At 58.9% G+C, this 16,106-nt stretch carries 14 protein-coding genes; 1 reads left to right on the plus strand and 13 read right to left on the minus strand.

Annotated elements, in window-relative coordinates; genetic code table 11:
- Nucleotides 1–56 precede the first annotated feature (56 nt).
- The 8 genes from rpoC to secE all read right to left on the minus strand — a co-directional run bounded on the left by rpoC (nucleotide 57) and on the right by secE (nucleotide 12,264).
- A complete protein-coding gene (rpoC, locus tag WH87_RS04120) occupies nucleotides 57–4,244 on the minus strand; it encodes a DNA-directed RNA polymerase subunit beta' (RefSeq protein ID WP_046138366.1) in 4,188 nt (1,395 codons plus the stop codon).
- Between the two features lie 78 nt (nucleotides 4,245–4,322).
- Nucleotides 4,323–8,465 (minus strand): DNA-directed RNA polymerase subunit beta, encoded by a 4,143-nt coding sequence (gene rpoB / locus WH87_RS04125; RefSeq protein WP_046138365.1) that lies wholly within the window; start codon nucleotides 8,463–8,465, stop codon nucleotides 4,323–4,325.
- Nucleotides 8,466–8,817: 352 nt separating this feature from the next.
- The gene (gene rplL / locus WH87_RS04130) at nucleotides 8,818–9,189 is read right to left on the minus strand and encodes a 50S ribosomal protein L7/L12 (protein ID WP_046138364.1); all 372 of its coding nucleotides are present in this window, start codon (nucleotides 9,187–9,189) and stop codon (nucleotides 8,818–8,820) included.
- A gap of 59 nt (nucleotides 9,190–9,248) precedes the next feature.
- Entirely contained in the window at nucleotides 9,249–9,770 is a 522-nt protein-coding gene (gene rplJ / locus WH87_RS04135; protein ID WP_046138363.1) for a 50S ribosomal protein L10, read from the minus strand.
- 472 nt (nucleotides 9,771–10,242) lie between these two features.
- Nucleotides 10,243–10,935 (minus strand): 50S ribosomal protein L1, encoded by a 693-nt coding sequence (gene rplA / locus WH87_RS04140; protein ID WP_046138362.1) that lies wholly within the window; start codon nucleotides 10,933–10,935, stop codon nucleotides 10,243–10,245.
- A gap of 4 nt (nucleotides 10,936–10,939) precedes the next feature.
- Nucleotides 10,940–11,368, minus strand: a complete 429-nt coding sequence (rplK, locus tag WH87_RS04145; protein ID WP_046138361.1) for a 50S ribosomal protein L11 — start codon at nucleotides 11,366–11,368, stop codon at nucleotides 10,940–10,942.
- A 127-nt stretch (nucleotides 11,369–11,495) separates the two neighbouring features.
- On the minus strand, nucleotides 11,496–12,026 hold the full coding sequence (gene nusG / locus WH87_RS04150) for a transcription termination/antitermination protein NusG (protein ID WP_046138360.1): 531 nt from the start codon (nucleotides 12,024–12,026) through the stop codon (nucleotides 11,496–11,498).
- Between the two features lie 40 nt (nucleotides 12,027–12,066).
- Nucleotides 12,067–12,264 (minus strand): preprotein translocase subunit SecE, encoded by a 198-nt coding sequence (gene secE, locus WH87_RS04155; protein ID WP_046138660.1) that lies wholly within the window; start codon nucleotides 12,262–12,264, stop codon nucleotides 12,067–12,069.
- A 253-nt stretch (nucleotides 12,265–12,517) separates the two neighbouring features.
- On the opposite strand from secE, the gene WH87_RS04160 reads away from it, so the two are divergent.
- Nucleotides 12,518–12,799: a hypothetical protein gene (locus WH87_RS04160; RefSeq protein ID WP_156458052.1), complete on the plus strand. Its 282-nt coding sequence runs from the start codon at nucleotides 12,518–12,520 to the stop codon at nucleotides 12,797–12,799.
- Between the two features lie 3 nt (nucleotides 12,800–12,802).
- On the opposite strand, the gene WH87_RS04165 is transcribed toward WH87_RS04160, so the two are convergent.
- The 5 genes from WH87_RS04165 to WH87_RS04180 form a co-directional block, all read right to left on the minus strand.
- Nucleotides 12,803–13,564 carry a 5-oxoprolinase subunit PxpA gene (locus tag WH87_RS04165; protein WP_046138358.1) on the minus strand — a complete coding sequence of 254 codons (762 nt, stop codon included), beginning with the start codon at nucleotides 13,562–13,564 and terminating at the stop codon, nucleotides 12,803–12,805.
- The gene (locus WH87_RS04170; RefSeq protein WP_046138357.1) at nucleotides 13,561–14,463 is read right to left on the minus strand and encodes a 5-oxoprolinase subunit C family protein; all 903 of its coding nucleotides are present in this window, start codon (nucleotides 14,461–14,463) and stop codon (nucleotides 13,561–13,563) included. The genes WH87_RS04165 and WH87_RS04170 overlap by 4 nt, the downstream gene beginning before the upstream one ends.
- Nucleotides 14,460–15,137, minus strand: coding sequence for a 5-oxoprolinase subunit B family protein (locus tag WH87_RS04175; RefSeq protein WP_046138356.1), 678 nt, complete (start codon nucleotides 15,135–15,137; stop codon nucleotides 14,460–14,462). Before WH87_RS04175 ends, WH87_RS04170 begins: the two co-directional genes overlap by 4 nt.
- A gap of 179 nt (nucleotides 15,138–15,316) precedes the next feature.
- Complete coding sequence (locus tag WH87_RS19510) at nucleotides 15,317–15,493, minus strand: hypothetical protein (RefSeq protein ID WP_156458053.1); 177 nt, start codon at nucleotides 15,491–15,493, stop codon at nucleotides 15,317–15,319.
- Nucleotides 15,494–15,613: 120 nt separating this feature from the next.
- On the minus strand, nucleotides 15,614–15,850 hold the full coding sequence (locus WH87_RS04180) for a hypothetical protein (RefSeq protein ID WP_046138355.1): 237 nt from the start codon (nucleotides 15,848–15,850) through the stop codon (nucleotides 15,614–15,616).
- Nucleotides 15,851–16,106: the final 256 nt, after the last annotated feature.

A 16,106-nucleotide genomic window follows, 5' to 3' on the forward strand; every position in this document is an offset into this window, starting at 1 on the left:
AACAAAAAGAAAGGGAGCCTTTCGGCCCCCTTCCCTCAGTTCAGTTCTGCTGTGGCTTACTCAGCGGGCGTTGGCGCCGCGAGAGCTGCAGTGTTGGCCTGGCGGCGGCGCTCATCAAGGATGAGGTCGTCGCGCTTGGTCGCGATCAGCTTGGCCGAGGAGATGCCTGCACCGGTACCGGCTGGGATCAGACGGCCGACGATGACGTTCTCCTTGAGACCTTCGAGCAGATCGGCCTTGCCGGAAATTGCCGCTTCCGTGAGGACGCGGGTGGTTTCCTGGAACGAAGCCGCCGAGATGAACGAACGGGTCTGCAGCGAAGCCTTGGTGATGCCGAGCAGAACGGGGTTAGCCGTTGCTGGCTTCTTGCCTTCAGCAATCAGAGCATCGTTGAGCTCGTCGAAGTCCAGCTTGTCGAGCTGCTCATCCTTGAGCAGGCCGGTTTCACCTGGATCCACGATCTCGACCTTCTGCAGCATCTGGCGAACGATCACTTCGATGTGCTTGTCGTTAATCAACACGCCCTGCAGACGATAGACTTCCTGGATTTCGTTGACGAGGTAACGAGCAAGCTCCTCCACGCCCTTGATGGCCAGAATGTCGTGCGGCGCAGGATTGCCGTCGAGGATGTATTCGCCCTTCTCGATGGTGTCGCCTTCCTGGAGATGGAATGGCTTGCCCTTCGGGATCAGGTACTCGACGGGTTCGCCGCCTTCCTCGTGTGGCTCGATGATCACGCGACGCTTGTTCTTATAGTCGCGACCGAAGCGGATGATGCCATCGATCTCGGCGATGATAGCGTGATCCTTCGGACGACGGGCTTCGAACAGTTCCGCCACGCGCGGCAGACCCCCCGTGATGTCCTTGGTCTTGGCGGATTCCAGAGGAATACGCGCCAGCACGTCACCGGGCGATACCTTCTCGCCGGGCTCGACAGCGATAACCGCGTCGACCGAGAGCAGGTAGCGGGCTTCGCCACCACGATCCACCTTCTGGACGACACCACCACGCGAGATAGCGATTGCGGGCTTGAGGCCCTCGCCGCGCTGGTTGGTGCGCCAGTCGATGACAACGCGCTTGGTGAAGCCAGTGGCTTCGTCGGTGTTTTCAGCAACCGATGCGCCGTCGACCAGATCTTCGAATACGACCTCACCCTCAACTTCAGCAAGCACTGGACGGGTGTAGGGGTCCCATTCAGCCAGACGCTGACCACGACGAACCGCTTCGCCTTCTTTGACCAGGAGCTTGGAGCCGTATGCCACCTTGTGAGTAGCGCGTTCCTTGCCTTCAGCATCCAGGATTGCAAGCGAGACGTTACGAGCCATGACGACGAGCTTGCCGCCCTCGACCTTGACCACGTTCGGGTTGCGGATGGCGATCGTGCCTTCTGCGCCGGACTCGAGGAACGAGCTGTCGACCACCTGTGCCGTACCACCAATGTGGAACGTACGCATGGTGAGCTGCGTGCCGGGTTCACCGATCGACTGCGCGGCGATAACGCCCACAGCTTCACCCATGTTCACGGGAGTACCGCGAGCAAGGTCACGACCATAGCAGGCCGCGCAGGTGCCCTGGCGCATGTCGCAAGTCAGCGGGGAACGGATACGGATCGACTGGATCCGGGCTTCCTCGATGATGTCGACGTGCTTCTCTTCGAGCAACGTACCCTTTGGAGCGATCAGATCGCCGGTCAGGGGGTGGAAGATGTCGTCAGCAGCCGTACGGCCCAGAACACGCTGGCCGAGGGAAGCCACGATCTGGCCCGCATCGACGATTGGTTCCATGGTCAGGCCACGCTCGGTGCCGCAATCGGTGGACACGATGATCGCGTCCTGCGCCACGTCAACGAGACGACGGGTCAGGTAACCGGAGTTCGCAGTCTTCAGCGCCGTATCCGCGAGACCCTTACGGGCACCGTGGGTGGAGTTGAAGTACTCGAGAACGTTCAGGCCTTCCTTGAAGTTAGCCGTGATCGGGGTCTCGATGATCGAACCGTCTGGACGGGCCATCAGGCCGCGCATACCGGCAAGCTGCTTCATCTGGGCTGGCGAACCACGGGCACCCGAGTGAGACATCATGTAGACCGAGTTGATCGGCTTTTGACGGCCGGTTTCCTCGTCGATCTGCACCTTGCGGATCGCGTCCATCATCTCTTCGGCAACCTTGTCACCGCACTTGGCCCAAGCGTCGACAACCTTGTTGTACTTCTCGCCCTGAGTGATCAGGCCGTCGTTGTACTGCTGTTCGAACTCTTCAACCTGCTTACGTGCAGCTTCCACGATCGTGTACTTGGACGCTGGGATAACCATGTCGTCCTTACCGAACGAGATGCCAGCATCACATGCATTCTTGAAACCAAGCTGCATGACGCGGTCGCAGAAAATGACCGTCTCCTTCTGGCCGCAACCGCGATATACGGTGTCGATCATCTTGGAGATCATCTTCTTGGTCATCAGCTGGTTTGCCGTGGAGTACGGCACAGCTGGATGCTTCGGCAGGATCTGACCGATGAGCATACGACCTGGCGTGGTTTCCACGATTTCCGTGGTTTCCTTGCCATCCGCGTCAAAGGACACAACGCGGCCTTTGATCTTGGTGTGGAGCGTGACGATCTTGTTGTCGAGCGCGTGCTCAAGCTCGGCGATCGAGCTGAACGCCATGCCTTCACCTGGCTCATTGTCGTTCATGAGCGACAGGTAATACAGGCCAAGCACGATATCCTGCGACGGCACAATGATCGGCTGACCGTTGGCTGGGTGCAGAATGTTGTTGGTCGACATCATCAGAACGCGGGCTTCCAGCTGCGCTTCGAGCGACAGTGGAACGTGCACGGCCATCTGGTCACCGTCGAAGTCGGCGTTGAAGGCCGAGCAGACGAGTGGGTGCAGACGGATTGCCTTGCCTTCGATCAGCATTGGCTCGAATGCCTGGATGCCAAGACGGTGAAGCGTTGGCGCGCGGTTCAGCAGAACCGGGTGCTCGCGGATCACTTCGTCAAGGATATCCCAAACCTCGGGCTTTTCCTTCTCAACCAGCTTCTTGGCCTGCTTGACGGTCGAAGAGAAACCCTTCGCTTCAAGACGGCTGTAGATGAATGGCTTGAACAGCTCGAGCGCCATCTTCTTGGGAAGACCGCACTGGTGCAGCTTGAGGTTCGGACCCACGGTGATAACCGAACGACCCGAATAGTCGACGCGCTTACCAAGCAGGTTCTGACGGAAGCGGCCCTGCTTGCCCTTGAGCATGTCGGACAGCGACTTCAGTGGACGCTTGTTGGCACCGGTGATGGTGCGGCCACGACGACCGTTGTCGAACAGCGCGTCCACAGCTTCCTGCAGCATGCGCTTTTCGTTGCGGATGATGATGTCCGGTGCACGGAGCTCGATCAGGCGCTTCAGACGGTTGTTGCGGTTGATCACGCGACGATAAAGGTCGTTCAGATCGGACGTAGCAAAGCGGCCACCATCCAGCGGCACCAGTGGGCGCAGCTCGGGTGGGATAACCGGAATGACGGTCATGATCATCCACTCAGGCTTGTTGCCCGAGACGATGAACTGCTCGACGATCTTCAGACGCTTGGCCAGCTTCTTTGGCTTCAGCTCGGTGGTCGACTCGGCGATTTCCACGCGCAGGTCAGCCGCGATCTTTTCGAGATCGAGCGCCAGCAGGATGTCGCGAATGGCTTCAGCGCCGATCTTGGCGGTGAAGGTGTCGGCACCGTATTCGTCCTGTGCATCCAGGAACTGCTCTTCCGTCAGCAGCTCGTGCTGGGTGAAAGGCGTCAGGCCTGGATCGAGAACGACGTAGTTTTCGAAGTACAGGATGCGCTCGATGTCCTTCAGCGTCATATCGAGCAGCAGCGCGATACGGGACGGCAGGGACTTCAGGAACCAGATGTGTGCAACTGGCGCTGCGAGTTCAATGTGGCCCATGCGCTCGCGACGAACGCGGCTCAGGGTGACTTCCACACCGCACTTTTCGCAGATGACGCCCTTGAACTTCATGCGCTTGTACTTGCCGCACAAGCACTCATAGTCCTTGGTTGGCCCAAAGATACGCGCGCAGAACAGACCATCACGCTCAGGCTTGAACGTACGATAGTTGATGGTTTCCGGCTTTTTGATCTCGCCGTACGACCAGGACAGGATCTTTTCCGGGCTCGCGATGGAGATCTTCATCTGGTCGAAGGTCTGCACCGGAACCGCCGGGTTGAACGGATCCATGACGTGGGAATGATGATTCATCAATTCTCTCCTCTTTCCGTCAGGTCCGGGCCGAAGCCCGAACCTTTCCGGAAGTGAATGGGGGTAGGAAGTGCCGGATTATTCCGCCGCTTCCTGAGGAGGTGCGAGCTCCGCTTCGGCCTGGGAGCCGTCCTCGAGGACCTCACGCATGTCGAGTTCGACATTGAGACCCAGCGAACGGATTTCCTTGACCAGAACGTTGAAGCTCTCGGGGATGCCCGCTTCGAACGTGTCGTCACCGCGAACGATGGCTTCGTAGACCTTGGTACGACCTGCAACGTCGTCCGACTTGATGGTGAGCATTTCCTGGAGCGTATACGCCGCGCCATAGGCTTCCAGAGCCCACACTTCCATCTCGCCGAAGCGCTGACCGCCGAACTGAGCCTTACCGCCCAGTGGCTGCTGGGTGACCAGCGAGTACGGGCCGATCGAACGGGCGTGGATCTTGTTGTCCACAAGGTGGTCGAGCTTGAGCATATAAATATACCCAACCGTCACCTGACGATCGAACTGCTCGCCGGAGCGGCCGTCGAACACGGTGGACTGACCGGAGCCCTTGAGCCCTGCCCGCTCCAGCATCACGACGATGTCGGCTTCCTTGGCGCCGTCGAACACTGGGGTCGCGATCGAAACACCCTTGGAAAGGTGTTCGCCGAGACGCACCAGGCCGTCGTCGTCGAGGTCGGTGATCGACTCGTCGCCAGCGAAGAGCTCGCCAACTTCAAGACGCAGTGGCTTCAGGTCGCCGCTACGCTGATACGCACGGACCATCGCGTCGATCTTCTTGCCCATGCCGGCGCAAGCCCAGCCCAGGTGAGTCTCGAGGATCTGGCCGACGTTCATGCGCGAAGGCACGCCCAGCGGGTTCAGCACGATGTCAACCGACGTGCCGTCTTCAAGGTAAGGCATGTCTTCCACGGGAACGATGCGGGAAACCACACCCTTGTTACCGTGACGACCGGCCATCTTGTCGCCTGGCTGGATCTTACGCTTGGTAGCGATAAAGACCTTGACCATCTTCATCACGCCAGGAGGCAGTTCGTCGCCGCGCTGCAGCTTGTCCACCTTGTCGATGAAGCGCTGCTCGAGCAGGCGGCGGCTCTCTTCATACTGCGCATGAAGGGCTTCCATCTCGGTCATGACCTTGTCGTCATCGACCGCGAACTGCCACCACTTGGAGCGTGGCTGAGCCTCGAACATCTGGTCGTTCAGCTTGGTGCCAACAACATAGCCCTTTGGACCAGCTGTTGCTGCCTTACCGAACAGCATCTCCTTGAGACGCGCATAGACGTTACGGTCGAGGATCGACTGTTCGTCGTCACGGTCCTTGGCGAGACGTTCGATTTCTTCGCGCTCGATAGCCATGGCGCGCTCGTCCTTGTCGATGCCGTGGCGATTGAACACGCGCACTTCAACAACAGTACCAGCATCGCCCGGTGGAACGCGGAGCGAAGTATCACGAACGTCAGAGGCCTTCTCGCCGAAGATGGCGCGGAGGAGCTTTTCTTCCGGAGTCATTGGCGATTCACCCTTCGGGGTGATCTTGCCGACGAGGATGTCGCCAGGAGCGACTTCAGCACCGATGTGGACGATACCGGCTTCGTCGAGGTTCTTCAGGGCTTCTTCCGAAACGTTCGGAATGTCGCGCGTGATTTCCTCAGGACCAAGCTTGGTGTCGCGGGCCATGACTTCGTATTCCTCGATGTGGATCGAGGTGAAGACGTCGTTCATTGCAATCTTTTCGGAGAGCAGGATCGAGTCTTCGAAGTTGTAGCCATTCCAGGGCATGAACGCGACGAGCACGTTACGGCCGAGAGCCAGATCGCCCAGCTCGGTCGATGGACCGTCTGCAATGATGTCGCCCTGGTTGACGTGATCGCCAACCACAACCAGCGGACGCTGATTGATGCAGGTCGACTGGTTCGACCTCTGGAACTTCATCAGATTGTAGATGTCGACGCCCGAACGCGACGCATCGGTTTCTTCGGTCGCGCGGATAACGATACGAGTCGCATCCACCTGATCGACGATACCCTTGCGCTTGGCAACGATAGCCGCACCCGAGTCACGGGCCACGACAGCTTCCATGCCGGTGCCCACGAATGGAGCTTCAGCACGCAGCAGTGGCACAGCCTGACGCTGCATGTTCGAGCCCATGAGAGCACGGTTAGCGTCGTCGTTCTCGAGGAACGGGATCAGCGAAGCCGCAACCGACACCATCTGCTTTGGCGAAACGTCCATAAGGTCGACGTTTTCGCGAGGCGTCAGGCCGTTGTCACCGGCGTGGCGGGCCACAACCAGTTCGTGCTCCAGCTCGCCCTTGTCGTTGAAGGTCACGTTGGCCTGAGCGACGTAGTGCTTAGCCTCTTCCATCGCGGAGAGGTACACGACGTCGTCGGTCAGCTTGCCATCGACGATCTTGCGATACGGGGTCTCGATGAAACCGTACTTATTGACGCGAGCAAAGGTGGACAGCGAGTTGATCAGACCGATGTTTGGACCTTCTGGGGTCTCAATCGGGCAGATACGGCCGTAGTGGGTTGGGTGAACGTCGCGGACTTCGAAGCCAGCACGCTCACGGGTGAGACCACCAGGCCCAAGCGCCGACAGACGACGCTTGTGGGTGATTTCGGAGAGCGGGTTGGTCTGATCCATGAACTGGGACAGCTGGCTCGAACCAAAGAACTCACGCACAGCGGCAGCAGCCGGCTTAGCGTTGATCAGGTCCTGCGGCATCACCGTGTCGATTTCGACCGATGACATGCGCTCCTTGATCGCGCGTTCCATGCGCAGCAGGCCGAGGCGATAGGAGTTCTCCATCAGCTCGCCCACCGAACGCACACGGCGGTTGCCGAGGTTGTCGATGTCGTCGATTTCGCCACGGCCGTCACGCAGGTCCACAAGGGTCCGCACGACTTCCACGATGTCTTCCTTGCGCAGGGTGCGCATGGTGTCTGGCGCGTCGAGTTCGAGACGCATGTTCATCTTGACGCGACCCACGGCGGACAGGTCATAGCGCTCGCTGTCAAAGAACAGCGACTGGAACATGGCTTCAGCGGTATCGACGGTTGGTGGCTCACCTGGGCGCATCACGCGGTAGATGTCGAACAGCGCGTCTTCGCGGGTCTCGTTCTTGTCTACGGCAAGCGTGTTGCGGATGTATGCGCCGATCGAGATGTGATCGATGTCCAGGACGGGCAGCTCGTCAAAACCCAGCTCAAGCAGCTTGGTCAGGTTCTTCTCGTCGAGCTCGTCGCCTGCTTCCATGTAGACTTCACCAGTCTTCATGTTGATCAGGTCTTCGGCGATGTACATGCCATAGAGGTCTTCGTCGACCGCCAGCAGGTGCGTCAGGCCGTTCTCGGCAAGCTTCTTGGCCTGGCGAGCAGACAGCTTCTTGCCAGCCTCATGAACCACGTCGCCAGTCTTGGCGTCGATCAGGTCATGCGAAGGCTTGGCATTCTTCATCTTCTCGGCGTCGTAAGGAACGCGCCAGCCGTTGTCGATCTTCTCGTACTGCAGGGTGTTGTAGTACGTGCTGAGGATCTCTTCGGTGTCCATACCGAGAGCCTTGAGCAGCGAGGTGACCGGAATCTTGCGGCGACGGTCGATACGAGCAAACACCACGTCCTTGGCGTCGAACTCGATATCGAGCCAGCTACCGCGGTACGGAATGATGCGGCCAGCAAACAGCAGCTTGCCGGACGAGTGGGTCTTGCCCTTGTCGTGGTCAAAGAACACGCCTGGCGAACGGTGCATCTGCGAGACGATAACGCGCTCGGTGCCGTTCACGATGAACGTGCCGTTAGACGTCATGAAGGGCATGTCGCCCATGTAGACGTCCTGCTCCTTGATGTCCTTGACGGACTTCGCGCCGGTTTCCTCGTCCACCTCGAACACGATCAGGCGAAGCGTCACCTTGAGCGGGGCAGCGAACGTGATGTCGCGCGCACGGCACTCATCGATGTCGTACTTTGGCTGCTCGAACTCGTACTTCACGAATTCGAGAGATGCAGTGTTGGAAAAGTCGGTGATCGGGAAGACCGAACGGAACACGGACTGAAGCCCTTCGTCGGGACGGCCACCTTTGGGCTCGTCCACGAGGAGGAACTGATCATAGGAAGCCTTTTGGACTTCGATCAGATTGGGCATCTCCGTGACTTCGCGAATGGACCCGAAGGACTTGCGTACCTTGCGGCGGCCGTTGAACGTGGTAGCCATGAAAGCTCCTGTTTCTTTAGCGATTGTCTCGGAGGCAGATAACCAAAGATCCGACTATCAGCCGTCGGGTCTCGGGTTATATGCCCTTAAATTACTCTGGCTCAGTGACGCCGTTGCGCCCTCCCCGAGCTAAAGGAAAGGCATCGACACGATAAAAACGTCAAAAGCCCCATGGCCAAAACCATGAGGTCTACGGGACGTTCATCGTGCCTCAGACATCAAAATCGTCATATGTTCCGCAAATTGGTGCCGGCGACCCATCCAATCGGCCACGGCGAATCATCTCGTCGAGATGAAGTAGCGAAGTGGCACATAGCGCGCCACCTCGCAAAGTTCAAGAGCAGAGACGAACTTACTTGAGTTCGACCTTTGCACCAGCTGCTTCGAGCTTGGTCTTGATGTCAGCGGCTTCGGCCTTCGAAGCGCCTTCCTTGATTGCCTTAGGAGCAGCTTCGACGAGTGCCTTAGCTTCGCCCAGGCCCAGACCGGTGATCGCGCGGACTTCCTTGATGACGTTGATCTTGTTGTCGCCGAAGGAGGCGAGGATCACGTCAAATTCGGTCTTTTCTTCAGCGGCAGCAGCTGGAGCACCAGCAGCGGCAGCAACAGCAACTGGAGCGGCGGCGGAAACGCCCCACTTTTCTTCCAGGAGCTTGCTCAGCTCGGAAGCTTCCAGAACGGTCAGGGCAGACAGGTCGTCTACGATCTTGGCGAGATCAGCCATTTGATAAATCTCTCTTTTTAAGTGTTCAGTTCAAACCAGCCCTCGAGAGGGCCATGGGGTTACGCTGCTTCGTTGCTCTTTTCCGCATGAGCGGCCAGCACGCGGGCGATGCCGCCGGCTGGTGCCACGATGACCGAAGCGATACGGGTTGCTGGCTGCAGAAGCATGCCGGCGAGCGTAGCGCGGAGTTCATCGAGCGAAGGCATGGTCGCCAGCGCCTTGACGTTATTCGCGTCAAGAGCGGTCTTGCCCATCGCGCCACCAAGAACGACGTACTTCGCGTTCTTTTCAGCAAACTTTGCCGCAATCTTCGGCGCAGTCATGGGGTCGGCCGCATAAGCGATGACGATCGGCCCTGTAAGCAGGGCCGACATGTCCGCATTGTCGGTTTCTTTAAGAGCAAGCTTGGCAAGACGGTTTTTAGCGATCTTGACCTGGCCGCCAGCTGCCTTGATATCGCGACGAAGCGTTTCAAGGTTGGCGACGGTCAGACCGGTATTCTGCGCAAGGACGATCGATCCAGCGCCCGAGAGGGCTGACTGAAGCGATGCGACAAGCTCACGCTTTTCCGCTCTTTCCACTGCTAGTCTCCACATTGAGCCCGGCATAGTCGCGCCGGGCCATTGCCAATTGCTGCCCTCTGGTCTCCACACGGGAGGAGAGGAGCAACGGTTACATGCCTGTCAACCGTGCTGCCCGAAAGGGCAACTGGCCTGGTTCGAACCGCAATCACCCTGCCCTTGCGGACAGAAAATTTCGGTCTTCACCCTATCTATGCTGGCGCCTTGCGACATTAAGCCAACCCAAATCGGTTGGCACCGGCAGTCTCGGACAGGACTTTAACGCCCCTTGCGGGTCGTTTATCCGGACGAGCGAACCCGTCCGGAATTCTTTTTAAGCCAGAGCATCGGACTTGCAGACCAGTGCTCTAGCCTCCCATCGTCACCACCCGACTTGTTCGGGTGGTCCATGCTGTGTTGCCACATCTTTGGATTGCCCTGACAAGCCGGGCAATGACGGTGGTTGGAAGGTCGCGTTACGCGACCTCCGAAATTAGAGAGCCGAAGCTGGCTCGACGTGGACGCCAGGGCCCATGGTCGAGGAAACAGCGACGCGCTTGACATAGGTGCCCTTGGCGCCAGCTGGCTTGGACTTCACAACGGCGTCGGTGAACGCCTTGATGTTCTGAAGCAGTGCTTCTTCCGAGAAAGAAACCTTGCCAACGCCAGCGTGCAGGATACCAGCCTTTTCGACGCGGTATTCAACAGCGCCGCCCTTGGCAGCCTTAACGGCACCAGCGACGTCTGGAGTAACCGTGCCAACCTTGGGGTTTGGCATCAGGTTGCGTGGGCCCAGGATCTTACCGAGACGACCAACCAGTGGCATCATGTCCGGAGTAGCAATGCAACGATCGAAATCGATCTTGCCGCCCAGGATCTGTTCCATCAGGTCTTCTGCGCCAACGATGTCAGCGCCAGCCTTACGGGCTTCGTCTGCCTTGGCATCCTTGGCGAACACTGCAACGCGCACGGTCTTGCCGGTGCCGTTTGGCAGGGTGACCACACCGCGGACCATCTGGTCAGCGTGGCGTGGGTCAACGCCGAGGTTGATCGCGATCTCGAGGGTCTCGTCGAACTTGGCCGAGGCGCGAGCCTTAACCATCTTCACGGCTTCATCGAGCTTGTAGAGCTTGTTACGGTCAATGCCTTCGCGGGCCTTGACGATCTTCTTACCGACGTGTGCCATTCAATCAGCCCTCGACCTGAATGCCCATGGAACGGGCAGAGCCAGCGATCATCGACACAGCAGCGTCGAGATTGTCGGCGTTGAGATCCTTCATCTTCTTCTGGGCGATGTCACGCAGCTGAGCCACGGTGATCGTACCAGCCGATTCCTTGCCTGGCAGCTTGCTGCCCGACTTCAGGTTCACGGCCTTCTTGATGAAGAAGGTGACTGGTGGCTGCTTCATCTCGAAAGTGAAGCTCTTGTCGGCGTAGGCGGTGATCACGACTGGAATGGGCGAACCCTTTTCCATTTCCTGCGTGGCAGCGTTGAACGCCTTGCAGAATTCCATGATGTTCAGACCGCGCTGACCGAGAGCCGGCCCGATTGGTGGGGATGGCGTTGCGGAGCCAGCGGGCACCTGCAGCTTTACGTAGCCAACGATTTTCTTTGCCATAATCGTCCTTACAGAGTTCGACCGGTGTCACCCGGCCAGTTGACGCTGTGGTCCAAGGTTTGATCGGAGGCTGGCAGCCACCGCCCTCTCCCACAGATTTCACGCAGCCAAACGGCTACGTGGATGGTCAGACCTTTTCGACCTGACCGTATTCGAGCTCCACCGGAGTGGGACGCCCGAAAATCGAAACTTCCACCTTGAGGCGGGCGCGTTCTTCGTCGACTTCTTCCACAACGCCATTGAAGCTGGCGAAAGGACCGTCGGAGACACGCACATTCTCGCCCACTTCGAACGAGACGGAAGGCTTTGGATGCTCCACGCCTTCCTGCACCTGCTGCAGAATGCCCATGGCTTCCTTTTCGGAAATCGGCATCGGCTTATTGTCCGAACCGAGGAAACCAGTGACCTTTGGGGTGTTCTTGATCAGATGGAATGCCTCGTCGGTCATATCCATCTTCACCAGGACATAACCCGGGAAAAACTTGCGTTCGGCGTCGACCTTGCGGCCGCGACGGATCTCAACGACCTTTTCGGTCGGCACGATCACGTCTTCAAACAGATGCTCGAGCTTCTTCTGCGCAACCTTCTGACGGATATCTTCCGCCACCTTGCGCTCGAAATTCGAGTAAGCCTGAACGATGTACCAGCGCTTCGCCATGCCGCGTCGCCGCTCCTAATTCTTTGTGTTCGTGATCCGACTAGCGGATCGACAGCATCAGACCAACCAGCCAAGAAATGATCTGGTCTGCGGCCAGGAAGAACAAGCTCGCAAAAATCACCAGAACAATCACCATGATTGTCGAGATGAGGACTTCGTTGCGGCCAGGCCAAGTGACCTTGGACACTTCCGTGCGGACCTGCTGCAGAAAGGTAATCGGGTTCGTACGGGCCATCAGCGACTCAACTCTTTGGTGTTTTTGGTGCAAAACCAAAGGCCGCGCAGGATTCCCGCACGGCTCGAATTTGGGTATCTATTGAAAACTTCCAGCAATTGCAACAGGCGCGCCCCAGATTCAGATTCCGGCTCGGTCAGTTGCGACCACGATCTCGTTAACGAGACGCATACCCCATCACCGAATTGCCCTTGCCTGATATGTGGTGATGGAATTTGATCAAATTGAGACAAATCCCGGCATCTGGAGGCCGAAAATGTCCCGTGAGGGCAATGCGTTTGACGTCAAAAGTTGCGTCATCAGCCACTTCGGCCCACACAGGTCCATGCCAGGACGCGTAACCGGAGTGGTACGCGTTGAGATCGAAGAACAGTTCATGGGAAACCTCACCCGCTATACCCTGGACCTCAAGGTGCGGACAGATATCGGCGAAGCTTCCGACGCCGAGATTCGCACCGCGCTGCTCAGCCATGCTGCGCATCAGTTGAACAAGCTGAAGTCGCGCCTTGTCGAACACATGCCGGTTGCCGCTGAATAGGCCTTAGTCTGAGGGCTGCTCTGGCTCGACAGGCGCAATGGTGATCCCCTCACCCTCCAGCGCATCCCGCACTTCCCGAGCCAGATCAACGGCGCCAGGCGTATCGCCGTGCAGACAGATCGAGCGGGACGCCGATTTCAGCACCGTCCCATCGATTGCGACGATCTCTCCCTGCTGTGCCAGTCGCATGCACCGCGCGATGACCTCATCCACATCGTGGATGACCGCGCCGTCCTGACCACGCGGCACGAGCAGCCCCTCCGCAGTATAGGCACGGTCGGCATAGGCCTCGCGGATCAGCGGCAGGCCAACGGCCTTTGCCGCGCGGACCTGCTGACTGTTATCCAGTGCCAAAATCGCCACCTTGGGGTCCATGGCCTGAATGGTCGCGAAAATACCCACGGCGAAAGCCAGCTCCTCCGCCGTCTGGTTCGCCAGCGCCCCATGCAGCTTTACATAGGCCAGCGGCACCCCCACCTCATCGGCGATATAGCGCACGAGGAAAAGCTGCTCGCGAATCTGACCCAGCAGCTCATCGAGCGGCATGACGATACGGAAACGGCCGAAGCGTTTGGGATCGGCATAGCCGGGGTGAGCCCCTGCCCGCACACCGCGTGCCTTGCAGACCTTGAGAATGTGCCGAATGGTCGCCGCATCGCCTGCATGGCCACCACAGGCAATCGAGGCGCTGGAAACAATCTGGAGCAGGTCCTCGTCGGTGCCCATGCCCTCACCCAGATCGGCGTTGAGGTCGATCGATGTCATGTGGTGCCCCGCAATAATCTATGGGCATGTTCAACGGTGACCGAGGCGAATGCAACAGGGCTGCCGGGTCGCATTTGAGCGAAACGATCGAGATCGGCGGAAATGACCGTGGCGATGCGTGGATATCCGCCTGTTGGCTGATGATCCCGCATCAAGACTGTTGGCGTACCGTCCCCCAAGATCTGGATATCACCCGGCACAATGGCGTCGGATACCAGCGACAGGCTTGTTGCATCAGCGAATACACCGTCCGGGTCATCAAGACGAACACCCATGCGATCGAGACGGTTCGAAATCCCGAAGCTGGAGGTGATCAGGCGCTCTCGCACAGATGGCGAGAACAGCTCCGCATGAAGGCCCCAGACAATGCGGATAGGACCATCGTTCGGCGGAACCGCATTGAGATTGGCGGGACCTGTCCCAAGTGAAGACGGCACCAGGCCAATCCGGTCACCGGCGCGCAGCGCCCGCCCTTCAAATCCACCCAATCGCACACGGCTGCTGGTGGAGCGGCTGCCCATCAGCACCGGCACGTCGATATCGCAGTCAAAGCGCAAATAGCCGTAATTGCCGTCGGGACCCGGCGTGATCGCAACAAGGTCGCCCGCAGCGAGATTTAGCGCACCGGGCCAGGCAACCAAGTTGCCGTTATGTCGGATCGTGAAAGCGCCACCGGCAAAGCCAAGGCGGCACGAGCCGCCCTCAACGCGGAAATCGAGCCCAGCCATGGTGATCTCCACCCCACCAGCCCCATTGCCCGCCAGCTTTCCCGCCAGGCGATACGCGCCGCGATCCATCGCGCCAGAGGCGCTGATGCCATGCGCCAGCATGCCGAGACGGCCTTCGTCCTGAATGGTGGCCAGTGGGCCAGCGCGGGTAATGACCAGCGTCGCGCTCATATCGCCTCAAAGATCACGGCATCGCCCGCGCGCAGACGCGTCGGCGGCTCTACTGTCGGATCAAAATTGTCAAACTCAGTGCGTCCGATGACATGCCAGCCAGTCGGCATCTCGGTGGCCGTGATCGCCGTCTGCCCAGCCGCGAACAGAATGCTCCCCTTGGGCACCAGCGGCCGCACAGTCTTGCGGCGCGGCAGGGTCAACATGTCGGCGTGCAGACCGCAATAGAGAAACCCCGGCGCGAACCCTGTCGAGAGCACGCGGAGCGGCGCGGCATTGTGGGCGGAGATAAACGCCTCAGGGCTCATCCCCACCAAAGCCGCGACCTCGGCCAGATCCGGCCCATCCGCCCCACCAAAGTGGACGCCAATGATTTGCGACGCTGGTGCCTGCCTTTCCGCTGCCGACACGCGATTAAGCCGCAGCCGCAACTCGCCGCCAATCGCGGCCGGCGAAGCCACCATCGGATCATAGCGCAGCAGCACAGAAACGAGGTTGGACACAACCTCGAGCACATCGGGAATGGGATCGTCCGCCAGGACCATCGCTAGCGCGATGGCTGCGCGATTGGCATCATCGGTCAGCCTGGTGCCAAAGCGCACCAGAATATGGGCGTCACCAAGAGGGATGATTGTTGGCGTGGGTAGGATTTCGTGGGCGGCCGGGCCGACCATGGCGCAGCCTCCTCGGCCGGATCATGCACGGCGACCAGTCCTGTCGGACGCGCCCGGATCAGTCAATCCGGTCCATGGGTGAAAGGGCTCTGCCTCACCCGGAAGACCGTTTGGTTCACGCCGGCACCCCACTGAGGGGCCCAGCCAGATTTGACCTGCCGGGAATGCGTTTTCCGGCCTTAGTTCGGGTCTTTGCCGTCCTGCTCGACCACGGCGTCGAAAAGCTCCCGCACCTGCTCTGCACCAATCGCCTCAATGGCGACTGCAGCAATGGCAGCGAAAAGCTCTGCGATTTCTTGAGGATCCGTGATTTCGGCGTCGTCGTCTTCGGCGTCGGCATTAATCAGAGTGAACACAATAAAGTACCTCCAAAGCTAGCCAATGAGGTCATTGTGCGATGATTCCTATTACGGAATAAATAATGCTTATCTGCGACCGGCCATCACGTGGGCGATTGCCAGGTGGGACAGCGCCGCTTACTCTTCGTCCGCCTCGAGCTTGTCGATATAAGCCTCGACATCCTCAAGCGTCGCCGTGAACGGCAGCGGGGTATGTCCATAGATAACCTTGAACGTAGCGTCCTCGCGGATCGCGTGGCCACCTTTACCCTGCTTGGCAGTCAGCTTCTCAGCCGTCAGAATCGTCAGACCATGGCGTCCGGCAATTCGTCTCATGCGGCGCATCCGCGATGCATCGAATTCCTTGCGGCTCACTGGTCGTCCTCTTTCGATATTGGCGGGAGGCAATGGCTCATACCACCAGCCCCAAAGCCCTAACTTAGCGACGCCTCCCATACCAGCTTACGGGAAGAAAACAACTCGTGGCGTTGTCGACCCGGCAATGCACCTGCTGATCCGGAAAAGCCTACGGCGTCGAAAAGCCCTCGCAATTTGCGCGGGCTTTCCAGCTTCGCTGCCGTTCAAAGGGGGACGCAACAGCCGAAGCTTCAAAACGTTAGAAGCGAGGTCT

Origin of the sequence: Devosia epidermidihirudinis (genome assembly GCF_000971295.1) — a bacterium.
Taxonomy (GTDB): domain Bacteria; phylum Pseudomonadota; class Alphaproteobacteria; order Rhizobiales; family Devosiaceae; genus Devosia; species Devosia epidermidihirudinis.

Bases quoted from the DNA above. Each gene is read 5' to 3' on its own strand.
- WH87_RS04175 (WP_046138356.1), bottom strand. From the start codon at position 15,137: ATGGTCGGCCCGGCCGCCCACGAAATCCTACCCACGCCAACAATCATC.
- rpoB (WP_046138365.1), bottom strand. From the start codon at position 8,465: ATGGCTACCACGTTCAACGGCCGCCGCAAGGTACGCAAGTCCTTCGGG.
- rplL (WP_046138364.1), bottom strand. From the start codon at position 9,189: ATGGCTGATCTCGCCAAGATCGTAGACGACCTGTCTGCCCTGACCGTT.
- rplK (WP_046138361.1), bottom strand. From the start codon at position 11,368: ATGGCAAAGAAAATCGTTGGCTACGTAAAGCTGCAGGTGCCCGCTGGC.
- rplA (WP_046138362.1), bottom strand. From the start codon at position 10,935: ATGGCACACGTCGGTAAGAAGATCGTCAAGGCCCGCGAAGGCATTGAC.
- nusG (WP_046138360.1), bottom strand. From the start codon at position 12,026: ATGGCGAAGCGCTGGTACATCGTTCAGGCTTACTCGAATTTCGAGCGC.
- rpoC (WP_046138366.1), bottom strand. From the start codon at position 4,244: ATGAATCATCATTCCCACGTCATGGATCCGTTCAACCCGGCGGTTCCG.
- WH87_RS04165 (WP_046138358.1), bottom strand. From the start codon at position 13,564: ATGACATCGATCGACCTCAACGCCGATCTGGGTGAGGGCATGGGCACC.
- WH87_RS04170 (WP_046138357.1), bottom strand. From the start codon at position 14,463: ATGAGCGCGACGCTGGTCATTACCCGCGCTGGCCCACTGGCCACCATT.
- WH87_RS04160 (WP_156458052.1), top strand. From the start codon at position 12,518: ATGTCCCGTGAGGGCAATGCGTTTGACGTCAAAAGTTGCGTCATCAGC.